Origin of the sequence: Streptomyces sp. NPDC101118 (assembly GCF_044759445.1) — a bacterium.
In the GTDB taxonomy this organism is placed as follows: Bacteria; Actinomycetota; Actinomycetes; order Streptomycetales; family Streptomycetaceae; genus Streptomyces.
In genome coordinates, this window is sequence record NZ_JBIVZG010000003.1 from 378,140 (window position 1) to 398,057 (window position 19,918).

The 19,918-nt window shown below is 72.5% G+C and carries 18 protein-coding genes; 7 read left to right on the forward strand and 11 right to left on the reverse strand.

The features are described from left to right. Positions 1-170: 170 nt before the first annotated feature. From ACIQUQ_RS07635 to ACIQUQ_RS07650, 4 genes are all read right to left on the reverse strand, one after another. Positions 171-1,835 (reverse strand): alkaline phosphatase D family protein, encoded by a 1,665-nt coding sequence (locus tag ACIQUQ_RS07635; RefSeq protein WP_403972388.1) that lies wholly within the window; start codon positions 1,833-1,835, stop codon positions 171-173. Positions 1,836-1,932: 97 nt separating this feature from the next. Next, positions 1,933-2,727 (reverse strand): thioredoxin domain-containing protein, encoded by a 795-nt coding sequence (locus ACIQUQ_RS07640; RefSeq protein WP_403972390.1) that lies wholly within the window; start codon positions 2,725-2,727, stop codon positions 1,933-1,935. Between the two features lie 50 nt (positions 2,728-2,777). Then, a complete protein-coding gene (locus tag ACIQUQ_RS07645) occupies positions 2,778-3,464 on the reverse strand; it encodes a hypothetical protein (RefSeq protein WP_403972392.1) in 687 nt (228 codons plus the stop codon). Between the two features lie 72 nt (positions 3,465-3,536). After that, complete coding sequence (locus tag ACIQUQ_RS07650) at positions 3,537-4,013, reverse strand: MarR family transcriptional regulator (RefSeq protein WP_403972394.1); 477 nt, start codon at positions 4,011-4,013, stop codon at positions 3,537-3,539. 83 nt (positions 4,014-4,096) lie between these two features. On the opposite strand from ACIQUQ_RS07650, the gene ACIQUQ_RS07655 reads away from it, so the two are divergent. After that, entirely contained in the window at positions 4,097-4,963 is an 867-nt protein-coding gene (locus ACIQUQ_RS07655; protein WP_403972396.1) for an alpha/beta fold hydrolase, read from the forward strand. On the opposite strand, the gene ACIQUQ_RS07660 is transcribed toward ACIQUQ_RS07655, so the two are convergent. Further along, positions 4,960-6,285 (reverse strand): DUF2252 domain-containing protein, encoded by a 1,326-nt coding sequence (locus ACIQUQ_RS07660; RefSeq protein WP_403972398.1) that lies wholly within the window; start codon positions 6,283-6,285, stop codon positions 4,960-4,962. The genes ACIQUQ_RS07655 and ACIQUQ_RS07660 overlap by 4 nt on opposite strands. A gap of 180 nt (positions 6,286-6,465) precedes the next feature. On the opposite strand from ACIQUQ_RS07660, the gene dnaE reads away from it, so the two are divergent. Then, the gene (gene dnaE, locus ACIQUQ_RS07665) at positions 6,466-10,005 is read left to right on the forward strand and encodes a DNA polymerase III subunit alpha (protein ID WP_403972400.1); all 3,540 of its coding nucleotides are present in this window, start codon (positions 6,466-6,468) and stop codon (positions 10,003-10,005) included. Positions 10,006-10,043: 38 nt separating this feature from the next. Here the strand turns inward: dnaE and ACIQUQ_RS07670 are convergent, their stop codons facing one another. The 4 genes from ACIQUQ_RS07670 to ACIQUQ_RS07685 form a co-directional block, all read right to left on the reverse strand. Then, complete coding sequence (locus ACIQUQ_RS07670; RefSeq protein ID WP_403972402.1) at positions 10,044-10,385, reverse strand: YbaY family lipoprotein; 342 nt, start codon at positions 10,383-10,385, stop codon at positions 10,044-10,046. Beyond that, positions 10,382-11,374, reverse strand: coding sequence for an MvdC/MvdD family ATP grasp protein (locus ACIQUQ_RS07675; protein ID WP_403972404.1), 993 nt, complete (start codon positions 11,372-11,374; stop codon positions 10,382-10,384). Before ACIQUQ_RS07675 ends, ACIQUQ_RS07670 begins: the two co-directional genes overlap by 4 nt. Further along, positions 11,371-12,681 carry a M12 family metallopeptidase gene (locus tag ACIQUQ_RS07680; protein WP_403972406.1) on the reverse strand — a complete coding sequence of 437 codons (1,311 nt, stop codon included), beginning with the start codon at positions 12,679-12,681 and terminating at the stop codon, positions 11,371-11,373. The genes ACIQUQ_RS07675 and ACIQUQ_RS07680 overlap by 4 nt, the downstream gene beginning before the upstream one ends. Before the next feature lie 202 nt (positions 12,682-12,883). Next, positions 12,884-13,051, reverse strand: a complete 168-nt coding sequence (locus ACIQUQ_RS07685; protein WP_403972408.1) for a hypothetical protein — start codon at positions 13,049-13,051, stop codon at positions 12,884-12,886. A gap of 205 nt (positions 13,052-13,256) precedes the next feature. Here ACIQUQ_RS07685 and ACIQUQ_RS07690 point away from each other — a divergent pair, with 205 nt between their 5' ends. The 5 genes from ACIQUQ_RS07690 (at position 13,257) to ACIQUQ_RS07710 (ending at position 18,553) form a co-directional block, all read left to right on the forward strand. Then, the gene (locus tag ACIQUQ_RS07690) at positions 13,257-14,744 is read left to right on the forward strand and encodes an NYN domain-containing protein (protein WP_403972410.1); all 1,488 of its coding nucleotides are present in this window, start codon (positions 13,257-13,259) and stop codon (positions 14,742-14,744) included. A gap of 114 nt (positions 14,745-14,858) precedes the next feature. Continuing rightward, positions 14,859-15,926 carry a hypothetical protein gene (locus ACIQUQ_RS07695; protein WP_403972412.1) on the forward strand — a complete coding sequence of 356 codons (1,068 nt, stop codon included), beginning with the start codon at positions 14,859-14,861 and terminating at the stop codon, positions 15,924-15,926. An 11-nt stretch (positions 15,927-15,937) separates the two neighbouring features. After that, a complete protein-coding gene (locus ACIQUQ_RS07700; RefSeq protein WP_403972414.1) occupies positions 15,938-16,984 on the forward strand; it encodes an ABC transporter ATP-binding protein in 1,047 nt (348 codons plus the stop codon). Next, positions 16,981-17,877 (forward strand): ABC transporter permease, encoded by an 897-nt coding sequence (locus tag ACIQUQ_RS07705; protein ID WP_403972417.1) that lies wholly within the window; start codon positions 16,981-16,983, stop codon positions 17,875-17,877. The genes ACIQUQ_RS07700 and ACIQUQ_RS07705 overlap by 4 nt, the downstream gene beginning before the upstream one ends. Positions 17,878-17,911: 34 nt before the next feature. Next, on the forward strand, positions 17,912-18,553 hold the full coding sequence (locus ACIQUQ_RS07710; RefSeq protein ID WP_403972419.1) for a hypothetical protein: 642 nt from the start codon (positions 17,912-17,914) through the stop codon (positions 18,551-18,553). An 86-nt stretch (positions 18,554-18,639) separates the two neighbouring features. Here the strand turns inward: ACIQUQ_RS07710 and ybaK are convergent, their stop codons facing one another. Both ybaK and ACIQUQ_RS07720 read right to left on the reverse strand, forming a co-directional pair. After that, a complete protein-coding gene (gene ybaK / locus ACIQUQ_RS07715) occupies positions 18,640-19,134 on the reverse strand; it encodes a Cys-tRNA(Pro) deacylase (protein ID WP_403972422.1) in 495 nt (164 codons plus the stop codon). Positions 19,135-19,146: 12 nt separating this feature from the next. Continuing rightward, positions 19,147-19,887, reverse strand: coding sequence for an LON peptidase substrate-binding domain-containing protein (locus ACIQUQ_RS07720; protein WP_403972424.1), 741 nt, complete (start codon positions 19,885-19,887; stop codon positions 19,147-19,149). Positions 19,888-19,918: the final 31 nt, after the last annotated feature.

Sequence of the window (19,918 nt, forward strand, 5' to 3'; positions counted from 1 at the left end):
TGGCGTGAAGCTTACGTGTCCATGTCAGTGATCCGTCAAGGATTTCTTGCCGAAACACGCTTGAGAGGCCCGCTTAACGTCAGGACGCCCCTCTGGCCGGAAATGTTCGACGGACCGTCAGCTTCCCTTGAGAGAGGCTCGACGGTCCGTCGGGTTCATCGGCGGGGCGGTCAGCGCACCGGGGTGCTCACCCGCTCGACCTTCTGCGTGCCGTTCAGCGTCCGGTAGGAGCGCGCCCAGGTGGCGGTCGCGTCCTGGCGGGTGCGGTCGGACAGCACGTAGTAGTCCATCTGCGAGCGCTCGGCGGTCACGTCCAGGACCCCGAAGCCGTGGGAGTCCATGTCCACCCACTTCACGTGCCGGTTGGCGGCCTTGATGGCCGTCGCGGCGGCCAGCGAGACCGTCTGCGGGGCGACGTGCAGCATGTCGTCGATGTTGTCCGAGGTCACCGACGTGACGACGAACTCCGTGGCGGCAGACTTCGAGAACGGGTACGTCGCGGCCGTGACCGGCACGTCGTTGGCCCAGGCCATGTGGATGTCACCGGTCAGGAAGACGGTGTTCCGGATGTTCTTCTGGGTCAGGTGCGCCAGCAGCTCCTTCCGGTCGTCCGTGTAGCCGTCCCACTGGTCGACGTTGACGGCCAGGCCGCCCTGCGGCAGTCCCAGCAACTCGGCCAGCGGGCCCAGCAGGTGGGACGGCAGCGAGCCGAAGGCCACCGGCGAGATCATCACCGAGGTGCCCACGAGCTTCCAGGCCGCGGTGGAGGAGGCGAGGCCGGACTTCAGCCAGTCCAGCTGGGCGCGCCCGGTGATGGTGCGCTCCGGGTCGTCGACCGTGCCGCTGCCCGTCTTGGCCTGCTGCGAGCGGAACGAGCGCAGGTCGAGCAGGTGCAGGTCGGCCAGGGAGCCGAAGCGCAGGCGGCGGTAGACCGTGCCGGCGGTGGAGGTGCGTACCGGCATCCACTCGAAGTAGGCCTGCTTGGCGGCCGCGGCGCGGGCCGCCCAGTCGCCCTCGGTGCCGGGGGTGTGGTTCTCGGCGCCGCCGGACCAGGCGTCGTTGGCGATCTCGTGGTCGTCCCATATCGCGACGAGCGGGTGCGCGGCGTGCAGGGCCTGCAGGTCGGGGTCCGTCTTGTACTTGCCGTGCCGGGTCCGGTAGTCGGAGAGCGAGACGATCTCGTGCTTCGGCTCGTGCTGCCGCACCACGTACTTGGGCTCGGGGTAGCCGCCGGAGCCGTACTCGTAGATGTAGTCGCCGAGGTGCAGCACCGCGTCGAGGTCGGTACGGGCGGCCAGGTGGCGGTACGCGGAGAAGTAGCCGGACTCCCAGTTGGCGCAGGACACCACGCCGAACCGGACGCCGGGGGTGGTCGCGTCGTGCGCGGCCGTGGTGCGGGTGCGGCCCACGGCGGAGGTGACGCCGCCGGTCGCGAAGCGGAAGAAGTAGGAGGTCTCCGGGCGGAGTCCGCGGACGTCGGCCTTGACCGTGTGGTCGGCGGCGGCCGTGGCCGTGGTGGTGCCGGAGGCGACGACCCGGGCGAACCCCCGGTCCTCGGCCACCTCCCAGGTCACGTCCGTGTCCGGGCCGAGGCCGGAGCCGGGCACGGCCTCGGGGGAGGGGGTGACGCGGGTCCAGAGCAGGACCCCGTCGGGCAGCGGGTCGCCCGAGGCGACGCCGTGCAGGAAGGCGGCGGTGCCCTCGGCCGCGTACGCGGCCGACGTCCCCAGGGCGGCCTGCGCGGTGATCGGGGCGAGCGCGGCGGTGGCGGCGGCGGCCAGGACGACCGTGCGGCGGCGCGGCGCTGCGGCAGAAGAAGGGAGAAGACTGGTCACGGATGATCATATTACTGACCGGTATCCGTGCCCGTATAGACAACGGACGGGCCAACTCCTAGAGTTCGCCCGCCCGTTGCCGGAGTGTGTTCCGGTGTCAGCCCTTGAGGGCCTTGTCGATCGCCGCGGTGAACGCCTCGGGCGTCTGCGGGGTCTCGATCTTCTTGCCGTCCATCTTCAGCGTCGGGGTGCCCGTGACGCCGCTCTTGTCGAAGGCCTTCGACATCTCCAGGGCCCACTTCCGGAAGGTGCCGGCGTTCACGTCCTTCTTGAACGCCTCGTTGTTCTTCAGGGCCGGCACGCCGTCGGCGACCTTCAGCAGGTAGTCGCTCTTGGCGAACTTGTCCTGCGACTCCGCCGGGTGGTTCGTCGGCGAGTACAGGGCGGCCTTGTACTCCAGGAAGGCCTCGGGGCTGACGTTCAGCGCCGCGCCGAGGGCGGCGAGGGCCTCCTTCGAGCCGCTGCCGTTGTCAGAGTTGTCGATGAAAGTGGCGCCGATGTACTTCAGCTTGTACTTGCCGGCCGCCACGTCCTTCTTCACCTGCTCGCCGACGGCCTGCTCGAAGGTGGCGCAGACGGGGCAGCGGGAGTCCTCGTACAGCTCCAGCGTCTTCTTCGCGTCCTTCTTGCCGATGACGACCGAGGTGCCGTCGGTGCCCTCGGTGTTCTTCGGGGCGGTGAGGGGCGCGTTCTCCGCGTCCTCCCAGACGCCGGGCTTGTTGGCCTGCATGACCGCGAAGCCGATGCCGCCGGCCAGGGCGAGGACCGCGACGACCGAGCCGGCGACGATGACCTGGCGGCGGGCCCTGTCCTTCTTCGCCTGGCGCTCGCGCTCGGCGCGGATCCGCTCGCGGGCCGCGTCCTTGTTGGCCTTGCTGTTGCGGTTGCTCATGGTGGATCTCCGTGGAAGTGAAAGGTGTCGATGGTGGGGTGCTGCCGTGCTCAGGCGCCGAGGAGCGCCGAGCGGGGCGGTCCCCGTCGTCCCACGGAGTGCGCCGGGAAGCGCGTACGGGCCGGGACGCGCGCGAGCGCGGTCCGCACCGCACGCCGGGCCGGGGCGGTGCCGGCGGCCACCACGGCCACCGCGACCAGCAGCGGCCGGAAGGCGGCCGCGGCCACCGCGCCCACCAGCCGGACCAGCGCCCGCTCGCCGCGCCGCAGCCAGGCCGAGGCCAGCAGCCCCACCGAGACGTGCGCCGCCAGCAGGAGCCAGGGCGTCGCGGGGTCGGGCGTGGCGAGCAGCGCGACCGGGTCGGCAGGGTGGCCGGCGACCCCGGCCAGCGGGGCGCCCACCGGCGGGCCGCCGCAGAGCACGTCCAGGCCCATGGCCCGAAGCGGGCCGGAGACCGGCCCGCCGGAGGGTCCGTAACAGACGTCCTGCCCCGCGGTGAAGACGGTGTCGGCGGCCAGTTCGAGCGGCACCATCAGCCCGGCGATGTGCCAGAAGCCACGCTCCCGGCCGGCGAGCGCGAAGGTGAGAACGAACACGGCCGCGTACATCCCGCCCACCAGTGCGGGCGGCAGCGGCACCCGTGACATCAGTACGTGGGTGGCGCTGGAGAGCATGACGACGAGGGCGCTGAACAGCGCCGCCCGCAGTGCCCTGAGCCGTACCCCTGAGATGTCCATCGGGCCGAAGTGTGCCACGAGTCCCTGTGAACCGGGCCTAAAGACCCCCCGGCCGGAGGAGTTCCGGCCGTCTCAGGGATGAGGACCGGCCACCGTCTCGGGCGGCAGGTGGCGGGCCAGCACCTCCAGGGCGCGGGTGACCTCGTCGAGCGGAGCGGGGTCGTCCGTGCCGAGGGCGGCCGCGAGGGCCGACTCGATGCGGGTCTCGCGCACCCGCGCCACCCGCTCGGAGACGCCTTCGGCCGGGCGGACCAGCAGGCGGCGGCCGTCCGCCGGGTCGGGAGAGGTGGTCACCGATCCGGCCCGCTTCAGCCGCGCGACGGCGGTGGAGACCTGGCTCTGCGGCAGCCCGGTGCGGCGGGCGATCTCGCCGACGGCGCTGCCGGGGTGGGCGGCGATGTCGCTGAGCGCGATGAGCACCGCCCGTGCGCCGCCCTGCGCGGCCGCGCCGTCCCCGGTGTCCTCCGGGGCGGGCAGGGCCTCCTCGCCGATCTTCATCAGCGTCCTGCCGAGGAGGAAGAGCCGTACCGCGTTCATCTCGCCGTCCATGGGGCCACGGTACATCGCGATCGATCCATCGATTTTGATGGATCGCTATTGATGTATCGAAAGCGATGGAATACCGTGGAGGCATGACGACGCAGAAGAGCGAGAAGAAGACGTACGGGTCCGGCACGCTGGCCGTGCCCGGGGCGGCGCTCCACTACGAGGTGCGCGGGGACGGGCCCGTCCTGCTCGTCGCGCAGAGCGGGGAGGGGGACGCGGGCCGCAGCGTCGACCTGGTCGACCGGCTCGCCGGCACGTACACGGTGATCACCTACGACCGGCGGGGGCTTTCACGGAGTGCGCTGCCGGCCGGCCGGGGTGTCACGATCGAGGAGCACGCGGACGACGTGCACCGGCTGCTCGCCGAGCTGACGGACGAGCCGGCGCTGATGCTGGGCCTCAGCCTCGGTGCCTCCATAGGGCTGCACCTCGCCGTGCGTCACCCCGGGCAGCTCCGGACGCTCGTCGCCCACGAGCCGGTCTCCCCGCGCCTGCTGCCTGCGGGGGAGCGGCAGCGGCACGAGCGGGAGCTGGTGGAGATACAGCAGACCTACCGCCGGGAGGGGCTGGCGCCCGCGCTGGCAGACGTGGCCCGCGTACTGGGGATCGACCCCGCCACGGCGGACAAGGAGCCCGGGCTCACGCCCCAGCCCTTCGACGGGCGCCGCGTCGCGAACTTCGACTTCTTCCTGGAGCGCGACCTCACCGCGATCGTCACCGACACCCTGGACGTGGCGGCCCTGGCCGCGCTCGGCGATGCGGGGCCCCGGATCGTCCCGGCCGTCGGCCGCACCACACCGCGCACCGTCTTCGACCACGCCTGCGCCGAGCACCTGGCGGCCCTGCTGGGTACGGAGACGGCCGAGTTCCCCGGCGGGCACAACGGCAGCCTCACGCACCCGGCGGGCTACGCCGCGCGGCTGCGTGAGGTGCTGGGGGAGGCGGGTCGCTAGCGGGTGAGGCGACCGTTGCGGAAGAGGTCCACGAAGAGCTGGTGGTCGGCACGCGCCCGGGCGCCGTACGCGTGGGCGAAGTCCACCAGCAGCTCGGCGAAGCCCTCCTCGTCCGCCGCGATCGCCGCGTCGATGGCCCGCTCGGTGGAGAACGGCACCAGCGACTGGCCGCTCTCGTCCTCGTCCGCCGAGGCGTGCATCGTGGCGGTGGCCCGGCCGAGGTCGGCCACGACAGCCGCGATCTCCTCCGGGTCGTCGATGTCCGACCAGTCCAGGTCGACGGCGTACGGGGAGACCTCGGCCACCAGCTGCCCGGAGCCGTCCAGCTCCGTCCAGCCCAGCCACGGGTCCGCGTGCGCCTGGAGGGCGCGCTGGGAGATCACCGTGCGGTGGCCCTCGTGGTGGAAGTAGTCGCGGACCGCCCGGTCCGTGATGTGCCGGGAGACCGCCGGGGTCTGCGCCTGCTTGAGGTAGATCACGACGTCGTTCTCCAGGGCGTCGCTGTGGCCCTCCAGCAGGATGTTGTACGACGGCAGGCCGGCGGAGCCGATCCCGACGCCGCGGCGGCCCACCACGTCCTTGACCCGGTACGAGTCGGGCCGCACCAGGCTGGACTCGGGCAGCGTCTCCAGGTAGCCGTCGAAGGCGGCGAGGACCTTGTAGCGGGTGGCCGCGTCCAGCTCGATCGAACCGCCGCCGGAGGAGAAGCGCCGCTCGTACTCCCGGATCTCGGTCATCGAGTCCAGCAGCGCGAAGCGGGTCCGGGAGCGGGCGTCGCGCAGGGCGCCGAGCAGCGGGCCCTCGGCGGTGTCCAGGGTGAAGGAGGGCACCTCCTCGTGCTTGGCGCCGGTGGCCAGCCGGTGGATCCGCTCGCGGTAGGCGCCCGCGTAGATGCGCACCAGCTCGCTGATCTGCTCGTCGCTGAGCGCCTTGGTGTAGCCGATCAGGGCCACGGAGGCGGCGAAGCGCTTGAGGTCCCAGGTGAAGGGGCCGACGTAGGCCTCGTCGAAGTCGTTCACGTTGAAGACCAGGCGGCCGTGGGCGTCCATGTACGTGCCGAAGTTCTCGGCGTGCAGGTCGCCGTGGATCCACACCCGGCCGGTGCGCTCGTCGAGGTACGGGCCCCCGTGCCGCTCCCGCTCCAGGTCCGCGTAGAACAGGCAGGCCGTGCCCCGGTAGAAGGCGAAGGCCGAGGCCGCCATCTTGCGGAACTTCACCTCGAAGGCCGTGGGGTCGGCGGCGAGGAGCTCGCCGAAGGCGGTGTCGAAGACGTCGAGGATCTGCTCGGCGCGCTGCTCGGTCGTCGTCTCGGGGGCCACCATGGGGTTCCTCCTGGTGCACGGGGTGTTACAGGCTCGGTCCGCCAGACGCTCGGACACGTGTTCCTGGTTCTGCAACGCCCGACCGTACCGGCGAGTGCCCGGGTTGTGTCACCCGCTCGACGTAGACTTCAACGCTGTCCCCCCATCCCGTCGGCGAACGTTCTCCGGAGGTCCAGCGCCGTGGCCAAGACGCCGTTCACGCACCTGCACGTACACACTCAGTACTCGCTGCTGGACGGTGCCGCGCGGCTCAAGGACATGTTCGCCGCCTGCAAGGACATGGGCATGACGCACATCGCCATGTCCGACCACGGCAACCTCCACGGCGCCTACGACTTCTTCCACACCGCCCAGAAGGCCGAGATCACGCCGATCATCGGCATCGAGGCGTACGTCGCCCCCGAGTCCCGGCGCAACAAGCGCAGGATCCAGTGGGGCCAGCCGCACCAGAAGCGGGACGACGTCTCCGGTTCCGGCGGTTACACGCACAAGACGATCTGGGCGGCGAACGCCACCGGCCTGCACAACCTCTTCCGGCTGTCCTCCGACGCGTACGCCGAGGGCTGGCTGACCAAGTGGCCGCGCATGGACAAGGAGACCATCAGCCAGTGGTCGGAGGGCCTGATCGCCTCGACCGGCTGCCCCTCGGGCGAGCTGCAGACCAGGCTCCGCCTCGGCCAGTTCGACGAGGCCCTGAAGTCGGCCTCCGAGTACCAGGACATCTTCGGCAAGGACCGGTACTTCCTGGAGCTGATGGACCACGGCATCGAGATCGAGCGCCGGGTCCGCGACGGCCTGCTGGAGATCGGCAAGAAGCTCGGCATCCCGCCGCTGGTGACGAACGACTCGCACTACACCTACGCCAGCGAGGCGACCGCCCACGACGCCCTGCTCTGCATCCAGACCGGCAAGAACCTCTCGGACCCGGACCGCTTCCGCTTCGACGGCTCCGGCTACTACCTGAAGTCCACGGAGGAGATGTACGCCATCGACTCCTCGGACGCCTGGCAGGAGGGGTGTGCCAACACCCGGCTGGTCGCGGACCAGATCGACACCGAGGGCATGTTCAAGTTCCGGAACCTGATGCCGAAGTTCGACATCCCGGACGGCTACACCGAGGTCACCTGGTTCCGCGAGGAGACCATGCGGGGCATGCACCGCCGGTTCCCCGGCGGCATCCCCGAGGACCGCATGAAGCAGGTCGAGTACGAGATGGACACGATCATCTCGATGGGCTTCCCGGGCTACTTCCTCGTGGTCGCCGACTTCATCATGTGGGCCAAGAACCAGGGCATCGCGGTGGGCCCCGGCCGAGGCTCCGCGGCCGGCTCGATCGTCGCGTACGCCATGGGCATCACCGACCTCGACCCCATCCCGCACGGCCTGATCTTCGAGCGCTTCCTCAACCCCGAGCGCATCTCGATGCCCGATGTCGACATCGACTTCGACGAGCGCAGGCGCGTCGAGGTGATCAGGTACGTGACGGAGAAGTACGGCGCCGACAAGGTCGCCATGATCGGCACGTACGGCACCATCAAGGCCAAGAACGCGATCAAGGACTCCGCGCGCGTCCTCGGCTACCCGTACGCCATGGGCGACCGCCTCACCAAGGCCATGCCCGCCGACGTCCTCGGCAAGGGCATCCCGCTCTCCGGCATCCTCGACCCCAAGCACCCGCGGTACGGCGAGGCCGGCGAGATCCGCGGGATGTACGAGAACGAGCCGGACGTGAAGAAGGTCATCGACACCGCCATGGGCGTCGAGGGCCTGGTCCGCCAGATGGGCGTGCACGCGGCCGGCGTGATCATGTCCAGCGAGACGATCACCGACCACGTACCCGTCTGGGTGCGGCACACGGACGGCGTCACCATCACCCAGTGGGACTACCCGAGCTGCGAGTCGCTCGGCCTGCTGAAGATGGACTTCCTCGGCCTGCGCAACCTCACGATCATGGACGACGCCGTCAAGATGGTGAAGGCCAACAAGGGGATCGACATCGACCTCCTGGCCCTGCCGCTCGACGACCCCAAGACCTTCGAGCTGCTCCAGCGCGGTGACACCCTCGGCGTCTTCCAGTTCGACGGCGGGCCCATGCGGTCCCTGCTGCGGCTGATGAAGCCCGACAACTTCGAAGACATCTCCGCCGTGTCCGCCCTGTACCGGCCGGGCCCGATGGGCATGAACTCGCACACGAACTACGCGCTGCGCAAGAACAAGCAGCAGGAGATCACCCCGATCCACCCCGAGCTGGAGAAGCCGCTCGAAGAGGTGCTCGCGGTCACCTACGGCCTGATCGTCTACCAGGAGCAGGTGCAGAAGGCCGCCCAGATCATCGCCGGGTACTCCCTCGGCGAGGCCGACATCCTCCGCCGCGTCATGGGCAAGAAGAAGCCCGAGGAGCTGGCGAAGAACTTCACGATCTTCCAGGCCGGCGCCCGGAAGAACGGCTACAGCGACGAGGCCATCCAGGCCCTCTGGGACGTGCTGGTCCCCTTCGCCGGCTACGCGTTCAACAAGGCCCACTCGGCCGCGTACGGACTGGTCTCCTACTGGACCGCGTACCTCAAGGCCAACCACCCGGCCGAGTACATGGCCGGTCTGCTCACCTCGGTCAAGGACGACAAGGACAAGTCCGCGATCTACCTGAACGAGTGCCGCCGCATGGGCATCAAGGTGCTCCCGCCGAACGTGAACGAGTCGGAGTCGAACTTCGCCGCCCAGGGCGACGACGTGATCCTCTTCGGTCTCACGGCCGTCCGGAACGTCGGCCAGAACGTCGTGGACTCGATCATCAAGACCCGCAAGTCCAAGGGGAAGTACGTCTCCTTCCCGGACTTCCTCGACAAGGTCGAGGCCGTGGTCTGCAACAAGCGCACCGTCGAGTCGCTGATCAAGGCCGGCGCCTTCGACGAGATGGGCCACACCCGCAAGGGCCTGGTCGCCCACCACGAGCCGATGATCGACAACGTGGTGGCGGTCAAGCGCAAGGAGGCCGAGGGGCAGTTCGACCTCTTCGGCGGCATGGGCGACGAGGACAGCAGCGAGCCGGGCTTCGGCCTGGACGTCGAGTTCTCGGACGTGGAGTGGGAGAAGTCGTACCTGCTCGCCCAGGAGCGCGAGATGCTCGGCCTGTACGTCTCCGACCACCCGCTCTTCGGCCTGGAGCACGTCCTCTCCGACAAGACGGACGCCGGCATCTCCCAGCTCACCGGCGGCGAGCACGCGGACGGCGCGGTCGTCACCATCGGCGGCATCATCTCCGGCCTCCAGCGCAAGATGACCAAGCAGGGCAACGCCTGGGCCATCGCCACCGTCGAGGACCTGGCCGGCTCCATCGAGTGCATGTTCTTCCCGGCCACCTACCAGCTGGTGTCCACCCAGCTGGTCGAGGACGCCGTGGTCTTCGTCAAGGGCCGCCTCGACAAGCGCGAGGACGTGCCCCGGCTGGTCGCCATGGAGCTGATGGTCCCGGACCTCTCGTCCGCCGGCACCAACGCGCCCGTGGTCCTGACCATCCCGGCGCTCAAGGTCACCCCGCCGATGGTGACCCGCCTGGGCGAGATCCTCCGCCACCACAAGGGCAACACCGAGGTGCGGATCAAGCTCCAGGGCCCCCGCACGACCACGGTGCTCCGGCTCGACCGGCACCGGGTCCAGCCCGACCCCGCCCTCTTCGGCGACCTGAAGGTCCTCCTCGGCCCGTCCTGCCTGGCCGGCTAGCCGGCCGTCCCGGCCCCCGCCGGCGGGGGCCGGGACGCTCAGATCCCGTCCACCGGCGCGACCAGCTCCTGCCCGGTCCCGGCGACGACCGGGACCGCCTCGGTGTTGATCAGATCGCCGGGTTCGAGGAGGCCGGTGCCCGAGAGGTCCACGTGGACCCGAAGCCCGTAGGAGGCCGCGGGGTCCAGAGCCGCGACCTCGACGCCGAAGGCGATGCGGCCGCCCGGCGACAGCGGGACGTCCGTCTGGACCTGGGCGCCGACCACCGTGGAGGGCGCGTCGGCCAGGGAGACGTCCCGCACCTCCACCAGCACCCGGGCCGCCACCACCGAGGGCGCGTCCGGCGGGAGGGCCACGAAGCCCCGTACGGTCTCGCTCATGCCGTACGCCCCGCCATCGGCCGGGCGGCCCCCGCCGGCTCGCCCCGGTCGTCGAGCCGGGACAGCAGGGACGCCACCTCGGCCGTGATGGGCAGGCCCGTCCGCTCCTCCACGAACAGCCACTGCCCCGCCGGGTTCACCTCGAAGAACATGTACTGCCCGTCGGGGCGCCGGCGCAGGTCCACGGCGCCGTACACGAGGCCGAGGGCCCGCATCAGGCGCAGCAGCGCACGGGTGACGGAGGCGGGCAGCGCCACCGGCTTCACCGTGGCCTCGCCGACCACCATCCGCATGTCGACGGGGTAGCTGGTGGCCGAGGCGTCGATCTCCGCGGCGAAGACGCGGTCGCCGACCACGGTCACCCGCAGGTCGGCCCCGGGCACGAACTCCTGGAAGATCACCGGAGCGAAGCGCACGGAGTCCAGCCGGTCCAGGTACTCCGCCTTCACCAGCCGGGTCTCCCGCCAGGCGTCCTCGGTGGCGGCGACGAAGGCCTTGAAGACGGTCCGTCCCACGCCCACCTCCCCGATGAACCGGCGCGCCCGCTCCGGCTCGTTGGTGACCAGGGTGCGGGGCAGCGTCAGCCCGACCCGGCGGGCCACCGCCCACTGGTACGGCTTGTGGTGCGCCATGGAGTCCAGCGCGGGCGGGTTGACCCAGGTGCAGTCCAGCGAGTGCAGCAGGCCGTGCAGCGCCTGGCCCGTCTCGCCCGCCGCGAACAGCTGGTCCCGCGGCGCCCCCACCGCCCCGTCGACGGTGAACGGTCGTACCCGGCGCCACCACGCGACCCGGCACCGGTCGAGCCGGACGTGTCCGGTGGGCGGCGTCAGCAGGTGGGCGGGCTCCCCGCCCGCGGCGTAGTCGATGGTGATCGCGCCGCGGGCGGGGAAGTCGGCCAGGTCGATGCGGACCACCTCGCGGCCGGCCGACTCCAGCCGGCGGACGACCCCGAGGGCGTGGTCCTCGTCGTAGGCGACGACCAGGATCATCGGGCCGGTCCGGCGCCGGCCAGCAGCGAGCCCAGCTGCGACGCGAGGGCCTGCTGGCTGTTCACCGCGGTCGCCAGGTTCTGCTGCAGCAGCGCCACGACCTGGGCGAGCTGGCGGACCTGCTCCGCCAGCCCGTCGCCCTGCCCGCCGTTCACGGTGGGTGCCTGGTGCGGGGTGGCGAGGACGAAGGGGACGCCGAGCCCGGCCAGGCCCTCCAGGACGGGGATCTTGACGTCGTGCACCGGGTCCTTGATCGGGTCCTTGCCGGAGCCCTTCAGGTCCACGATGGGGTCCTTGTAGAGGGACTTGCCGGTCGGGAGGGCCGGCCCGGCGGGGTCCGCCAGGGGAGTCTTGACGGCGTTGGCAGGCTCCGGGTACATCGCGTGGACCCCGTCGATGTCGCCCTGCGACAGGCCGTTGCGCTGGCCCATGACCACGCCGAGGGGCAGCGGCTGCCTGGCGATGATGGTCGGCTTGGACTCGTCGATCGCGAAGGCCGTGGGCCGGTAGTGCATGATCGAGCCGTAGTCGTAGGGCCCCAGGTCGTCGCCGTCGGAGATCTGCTTCAGGAAGTTGAACTGCATCGCCGGGTCGATGTTCGAGAACACGATCCTGACGAACTGGTCGCGGTCCTCGCGGCTCTGCTCGTGCCAGAGGCCCACCGCGTGGCCGATCTCGTGGATGGCGTTGCCCGTGCTGCAGCCGCTGCCCAGGGTGATGTGCTGCCTGCCGCCCTGGCGGCCCACGTTCGACGTACAGCCGTCGCCCGGGACGAAGCGTACGTAGTCCTGGTGGGCCGGCGTCCGCGGGACGAACCGGATCCGGGTGTGGTTCTCCCAGTGCGCGATGGCGTCGGTGACGCGCTGGGGGTTCGGGAGGGTGCGGTCGATCTCGTACGGGACGGTGGCGTCGGGCCATCGGAACCGTTCACCGGTGATGCCCAGGGAGTGGAGCACCATCCCGGTGTCAGAGGAGGCCGGGTTCTCCAGCTCCTGCACGGTGCCGAGGACGATGTCGCCCTCGAACACCGCCATCCCGTCGACATCGGCGTACGGGACGCCCTTGTCCTCGAAGGTCCGGCCGGAGACCAGTGCGATGCCGGCCACCGGTCCCGACCGGTACTCGCCGGACCCGACGACCCCGTTGGCCGCGGAGGCGGACCTGCGGCGCGGGGCGGGCTTGGCCCCCGTCCTGGCGGAGGTCTTCGCGGGGGTCTTCGGGGAGGTCTTCGCGGTGTCGTCCGCGCTCTTGGCCGCGGCGACCTTCTTGGTGCGACGGGCGGGACCGGTGGGGGTGGTGGGGGTCATCGTTCACCTCGGTGGGGGAGGGGGGAGGGGCCGCGACGTGCGGCCCGCCGCCATCCGTTCCACGCACCGGCGGTCCGTTAGTCATCCGGTACGACCATTCGGCGGGCGTGTACACGCCGATTTCGCGCACGCCGGGCGCACACGCCGAAGGGCGCGGCCGGGTCCTCCGGGCGCGCCCTTCGTGTCACTACAGCGGGGGGCGTCAGTTGTGGCCGAACCGCTTCTGCTTGCCCTTCCGGGCCATGTCCATCGGGCTCGGGGCCGAGGACGCGGGCTCGGAGACGGACTCCTGGGCGCCCCTGCTCTGGTCCTGCTGGGACGACCGGGCCTGCTGCTTGGAGGGCTGCTGGCGGTTCTTGTTCTTGGCCATGGTGAAGCCTCCTGTGGGGGTCTAGGGGCCAGGGCCGCCTTCACACTCACACACCCCCATAACCCACGCATTTTGGATCTTTACTGTGCGTAGTCGGTGGAACCGTGGGATCCGCCACGCCGATGATCGAGTTCCGGCCGTCAACCCCCTTGCTCTCGGGCAGACTCGGGGAAAACTCCGGGAAGCAGTGCTCTCATGGAAGAGGGTGGAACGCGTGGACCGCTGCGTCGTCCTGGTGGACGCCGGCTACCTGCTGGGCGCCGCCGCGAGTCTCCTCGCAGGGGAGCCCTCGCGCTCCCGGATCACGGTCGACCACGCCGCCCTGATCCAGGGCCTCCGGGAGCGGGCCGAGGCCGACACCGAACGCCCCCTGCTCCGCATCTACTGGTTCGACGGCGCGCCCGACCGGGTGCCGCAGCCCGAGCACCGGCGACTGCGCGTGATGCCCCGGGTCACCGTGCGGCTGGGCGCCCTGACCCGCAGTGACGGCCGCTGGGCCCAGAAGGGCGTCGACGCCGCCATGCACGCCGAGCTCACCGAGCTGGCCAGAAACCGCGCCTGCTCGGACGTGGTGCTGGTGACCGGGGACGGCGATCTGCTGCCCGGCCTGATGTCCGCGAAGGAACACGGCGTGGCCGTCCACCTCTGGGCCGTCCAGGCGGCCGACGGCGACTACAACCAGTCGGAGGACCTGGTCGCCGAGGCCGACGAGCGGCGCGTGCTGGACCGCGCGTGGATCACCGGGGCCGTCCGGGCCAAGGAGACCACCGGCATCTGCGCCCCCGCCCCGGCGCCGGGCCCCGAGATCGCCGCCATCCTCTCCGCCCCGCTCCCGGAGGCGGCCCTCGCCGAAGCCGCCAGGAACGCGGTGGCCGTCGGCCGCCCGGAGACCGGTCTGGGCGGCGCCCCGGTCCTCACGGGCGCCCCCGGCCTCCCCAACCCGGGCCTCGGCTCCGGCCTGCCGGGTACGGGCCTGCCGGCCACGGGCGTCCCGCCGGCCGGCCTGTCCGGACCGGGCGTCCCCGGCCCCGGCGTCCCCGGCCTGTCCGGTACGGGGGTTCCCGGCCCCGGAGTGCCGGGAGCCGGAGCCCCCGCCGACGGCGGCCACGACGGCGCGGGGGCACCCGTACCCGCGCCGGCCGGCGGGCGGCCCGTACCCACGCCCAAGGACCTCGCCGGCCTCCGGGCGCCGGGCCCGGCCCCGGCCCCGGGTCCCGGCGGGCAGCAGCAGCCCGCGCCCGCCGGCGGCACGGCCACCCTGCGCTGGTCCTCCGACAAGGGGTGGATCGAGCGCGGCGGCCCCCTCGGCGAGCCCGCCGAGACCGCCTCCCTGCCCACCCTCGCCCAGCTCACCTCCGCCGAGCAGCGGTGGGCCGACCGGGAGGAGGACATCACCACGGTCGGCGGCGACCCCTTCGAGGTGGGCCAGGTCTTCGCCCGCCGCTGGATGGAACGCCTCCCGGAGAGCGTCCACCTCCAGAAGCTCGCGGCCCTGTACCCGCGCATCCCGCACCGCATCGACGGCGAGCTGCTGCGCTACGCCGCCCGCTTCGGCCTCCTCGCCCACAAGGACGACCAGATCGACGAGCACGACCGCTACGCGATCAGGGCCGGCTTCTGGCGCGAGATCGACGTACGCGCGGCCGCGGAACACCTCACGGCCACGGCCCCGCCGGCCCCGGTCGCGGAGTAACCCACCCGCCACGATCTGCCGCGTTCCGCCACCCCTGGGGCCGTTGCCGCGCGCCCCCGGGCGCTGCCAGCATCCGGAACCGAGCCGGCCGCACGGCTCCCTGAGGAGGCGTGGATGGCTGAGGCACCGGACCGTACGCAGCCGGCGGAGCCGCCCGCGCCGCCACCGCCCACCGCCTGGTCGACGTACCTGGACAACGCCGCGCCCGGCGTGCGCGAGCTGCCCCGGCGCCAGCGCTGGCGGTACCTCGTGGTCACGGTCGTGGCGGCCTTCGCAGGGGCCCTCGGCGCGTACCTCGTCTCCCTCGCGCTCGACGCGGCCACCGCGGAGACCGTCATCAAGGTGACGAAGGACGCGGAGGACCGGATCGACCGGGCGGAGAAGCCCTTCACCGCGCAGGTGACCCACCCGGACCGCACGACCGCGGACGCCGACTTCCCCGGCGTCTGGATGATCGTCCTGGACCACCGGCTCACGGCGGCCGAACAGGAGCGCCTGGCCGCCATCCGCATGCGCACCAGCAGCGACTCCAAGGGCTTCGGCAGGAGGGTCTGGGCGCTGCTGCAGCCGCTGGGGGGACGGCTCGTCGAGTTCGCGCCGATGATCCCGAACGCGACCTCCGCCCACGCCCAGCGGTTCCGGCTGACCCTCTTCAGCGACCGCCAGGCCGGTCTCTCGGTCAAGGACATGCGGGCCAGGGTCGATTCCTGCGTGCCCTCGTCGGCCCAGACGCTCGTCGTCAACGTCCCGGCGGGCAACAGTTCCGTCGCCGGCATCGCCTGGGACGTGGGGGAGCGCTCCGAGGTGGCGCTCGTCGCGGACGAGGGGGAGGCGCAGGGCAGGCCGTTCTTCGAGGAGTTCCAGATCGACCTGGGCAACGGCCAGGCGCCGGGCGGCCTCCAGGTGACGGCCCTCATCGGGGCCGGCCAGACCTGCCGGTGGCACATCGACGCGTACTACGAGGACACCGAGGGCCGGCACCCCGCGGTGCGGATCGAGGACGGCGGCAGGCCGCTGGTCACGGAGGGGCCTCCGGTCCGGCCCCGGCTGCTCTTCCAGATGGATCCCAAGCCGGCGGGCGGGCCGTGGGGCTGCCTCGGCGAGGTCGAGACGGGTGCCTGCGTGCCCGAGCCGCAGCCGATGGCGCGCCCCGACGGCGTGGGGAGCGGGGCAACCCCGTAGGCTGCTCCCTCGTGAGCACGGGCACGGCACAGGCGGAACAGGGCGATCGGACCCCCTCCACGGGGACACCGGGGGGCTCGGGGACCGTCTGCGTGGTGCGCGACCTGGTCAAGACGTACCCCGCACTGCGCGGCGGGCGGGGCACGCCCGCCATGCCCGAGGTACGGGCCACCGACGGCATCTCGTTGGAGGTGCGCGGCGGCGAGGTCTTCGGGCTGCTGGGCCCCAACGGCGCCGGCAAGTCCACCCTCGTACGCCAGCTGACCGGCCTGCTGCGCCCCGATTCCGGCAGTGTCGAACTGCTGGGCCACGACCTCGTGCGCCATCCCGAGCGGGCCTCCCGGCTGCTGGCCTACCTGGGCCAGGAGTCCACGGCCCTGGACGAGCTGACCGTGTCGCTGGCGGTGGAGACCACCGCCCGGCTGCGCGGGCTCGGTGCCCGCGAGGCGCGGGCCGAGCGGGACGCCGTCCTCACCGAACTGGCCCTGACCGAGATCGCCGGCCGGCCCCTCAAGAAGCTGTCCGGCGGGCAGCGGCGGCTGGCCTGCTTCGCGACCGCCCTCGTCGGGGAGCGGCCGGTGCTGGTGCTGGACGAGCCCACGACCGGCATGGACCCGGTGGCCCGGCGGGCCGTGTGGTCCGCCGTCGACCGGCGGCGTGCCGAGCGCGGCACGACGGTCCTGCTGGTCACCCACAACGTGATCGAGGCCGAGACCGTCCTGGACCGGGTCGCCGTCGTCGACCGGGGCCGGGTCATCGCCTGCGACACCCCCGCCGGCCTCAAGGCGCGCGTCGCGGACGAGGTGCGGCTGGAGCTGGTGTGGCGCTCGGTGCCGCCGCTGGACGTGCCGGAGGTCGCCGCGCTGCGCCCGCTGGCCTCCGAGGCGGGGCGCAAGTGGGTGCTGCGGATGGGCCCGGACGAGGCACGCGCGGCCGTCGCCGCCGTGACCGGCGGGCCGGCCTTCGCGGCCCTGGACGATTTCACCCTCGCCACGCCGAGCCTGGAGGACGTGTACCTCGCGCTCGGCGGGCGGACGAAGGGGCTGGTGAAGGGATGACCGAGGCCGCTCTCGACGCGAGGGGCACCGGCGCTGCCGAACCGGCACCCACGGGTGCCGCCGGGCCCCTGCCCGGCGGTGCCGCCGAGCCGGCGCCCACGGGCGCGGCCGGGCCGTCGCCCGCCGGCACGACCGGACCCGCACCGCTGGCCCCGCGCGCCCGGCTGCTGCCCGCCCTCGCCGCCGTGTACCGGGCGCAGCTCTCCCGCGCCCGGGTGGCGCGGATCCCGCTGCTGTTCGTCGCGACCTTCCAGTCCGTCGGGATCATGATCCTGATGCGGGGCGTGGTGGACGGCGGCTCGGAGGCCCGCGCCGTGGTGGCCGGCTCCTCGGTGCTGGTCGTGGCCTTCGTCGCCCTGAACCTGCTGGCCCAGTACTTCGGCCAGCTGCGGGCCGGCGGCGGGCTCGACCACTACGCCACGCTGCCGGTTCCGCCGGCCTCCGTGGTGCTGGGCGCCGCCGCCGCGTACGCCTCCTTCACCGTGCCGGGGACGCTGGTGACGGCCGTGTTCGGCTGTCTGCTGTTCGGGCTGCCGATGGGCGGGCTGTGGGTACTGGCGGCCGTCGTGCCGCTGGCCGGCGCCGCGCTCGCGGGGCTCGGCGCCGCCCTCGGACTGCTGGCCCCGCGCCAGGAGCTGGCGACGCTGGCCGGTCAGCTCGGCATGTCCGCCGCGCTGCTGCTGGGCGTGCTGCCGCCGGAGCGGATGCCCGCCGTGATCGTGTGGGCACGGGACCTGCTGCCCTCCACGTACGGGGTGGAGGCCTTCGCCCGTACCTTCGCGCCGCACCCGGACTGGCCCGTGGTCCTGCTGGACCTGGCCGTGTGCGGGGCCGTGGGGGTCGTGTCCCTGGCCCTCGCCACCTGGGCGTACCGGCGGGCAGCGGTCCGCTGACGCGGGGACGGCGGTCACCTGGCACGATGTCGGGGTGACCGAAGCGAACACCGTGCCCGCCCATCCGGCCGAACCGGAGCCGGACCAGCCCACCTCGCCCTCCCTGGCCCAGTCCCTCAAGGACGGCGCGGCGGTCACGCTGGCCGTCTTCGTCGCCGGAGCGCTGCTGGCGCTGCTGTGGGCGTGGCTGGCCCCCCGGGTGCAGTACGTCTCCAACGGCGAGGCCGTCTTCCTCGCCGACACCGAGAACGAGGGCCGGATCGGCGCCGACGGCACCTTCTTCCTGCTCTCCCTCGGCTTCGGGCTGCTCAGCGGCCTGCTCGCCTTCCTGCTGCTCAAGCGCGGCGGGGTGGCCGTCGTGGTGGGCCTGGCGGTCGGGTCCGTGCTGGCCGCGCTGCTGGGCTGGCGCCTGGGCATCCAGCTCGGCCCGTCGCGGGACCTGGTCGCCGCCGCGAAGGCCGCCGGCAAGGGCGTGCCGTTCGACGCGCCGCTCCAGCTGCTGGCGCACGGGGTGCTGCTGGTCTGGCCGATGACGGCGGTGGCCGTGCACCTGGGGTGCGTGGCGATGTGGGGTCCGCGCGACCCCGCCCCGGAGCTCACCTGGCCGGGCGAGTACCCGCCGCCCCACGTGCACGCCCCGCGGGACACGCCGCGCGACACCACCGCCTCGTCGTAGCCGGGCCGGCCGTACGGCCGTACGGGTGAGCCCCCGACCGGAGTGCCGGCCGGGGGCTCACCCGTACGCAGGGGAGGGGGCCCGTGCTACCCGCGGCCGATCGGCGCCAGCACCGCGCCGGTGAGCGCCGCCAGGTCGGCCGGGGCGAGCTCGACCTCCAGGCCGCGCCGTCCCGCCGACACGCAGATGGTGGGGTGCCCCGAGGCGGACGAGTCCAGCACCGTGGGCAGCTTCCGGCGCTGGCCCAGCGGCGAGATGCCCCCGCGCACGTAGCCCGAGGACCGCTCGGCGGCGGCGGGGTCCGCCATCACGGCCTTCTTCGCGCCCAGCGCCGAGGCCAGGGCCTTCAGGTCCAGGGAGCCCGCCACCGGCACGACCGCCACCGCGAGCGCGCCGTCGACCTCGGCGATCAGGGTCTTGAACACCCGGTCGGGGGAGACGCCCATCGCGGCCGCGGCCTCGTCGCCGTACGAGGCCACCGAGGGGTCGTGCTCGTACGCGTGCACGGTGAACTCCGTGCCGGCGGCCGCCAGCGCCACCGTGGCCGGGGTGCCGGCCGCCTGCTTCGTCTTCTTCGCCACGACCGTCCCCGCTCAGTTCGGGCTCGTCGGCGCCCGCGTCAGGTCCACCGCCGGCAGCGACGGCAGGTGGCGGATCACGGCCGTCTCCGACCGGAGCAGCTTCAGCTCCTCCGCCAGCCGGGTCGCCGTGTCCGGCGCCTGGAGCAGCCGCTGCTTCGCCGGGATGTCGAGCACGGCGGCCGCCGCGACCAGGTACGACACCACCGAGGGCTCGTCCGGCAGCTCCGCCGCCGTGGTCAGGGACCGCTCCCGGGCCCCCGCCAGCCGCTTCTGGTACGTACGGAAGGCGCGCAGCACACCCTCCGCGAGCGCGCCCGCCCCGTCACCCGGGTCCTCCGGCAGCTCCTCCAGCTCGGCGACCAGGTACGCGCCGCTCGCGTCGACGGACACCAGCCGCACCCTGGTCGTGCCGGTGGCCAGCACCTCGAAGCTGCCGTCCTCGCGCTCGCGGATGGTGGCCGCGTCCGCGATGCAGCCCACCCGGTGGAAGGCCTGGAGCGGGTCGGCGCCGAAGCCGGCCGCCGGGCCCTTCTCCGGGAGCGTGGTCTGGTCGGGCAGGCCGGGGGCCGTCGGCGCCACCTCGCGGCCGTCGCGGATCGCGACGACGGCGAACCGGCGCGGCTCGTCGTCACCGGACTTCAGCAGGTCCCGCATCATGGCGCGATAGCGCTCCTCGAACACGTTCAGGGGCAGGACGAGCCCCGGGAACAGCACCGAGTTCAGGGGGAAGAGCGGCAGGCGAACGGTGGTCACGACCGTCAGGGTAATGGCCCGGACGGCCCAC